Genomic DNA, 280 nt, shown 5'->3' on the forward strand with positions numbered 1-280 from the left:
TATCTATGCTGAAAGGCACTGAAATCAGCGTCCCATTCCTTACAGTGAGTGTTGGGGAGATTCTATCGCCCGCAACAGAGATACTGCAGTCGACTTCTACCGTACTTACCACAGCTTTAGCATCGCTGGGCTTACAGAAAATCTTACTGGATGTGTTTTCAGCCAAATTGGTCAATATAACCATAGCCATCAGTGCCTTTGCCTATTTGGTTACCTTGTGGGTATCGTCTTTTAGTCGATTTTTGAAGTTCACACAGTCGCTATTTTTTGTCCTCTGTCT

1 protein-coding gene is annotated in these 280 nt (G+C 43.6%); it reads right to left on the bottom strand.

The genetic code is table 11. From position 1 onward, the window contains the following. Positions 1–184, bottom strand: a 184-nt coding sequence (locus AB4585_RS23150) for a hypothetical protein (RefSeq protein WP_372171138.1), incomplete at its 3' end; no start/stop codon positions are given. Between the last annotated feature and the right edge of the window lie 96 nt (positions 185–280).

It is taken from the genome of Vibrio sp. 10N.222.49.C9 (assembly GCF_041474985.1).
GTDB lineage: Bacteria > Pseudomonadota > Gammaproteobacteria > Enterobacterales > Vibrionaceae > Vibrio > Vibrio crassostreae_C.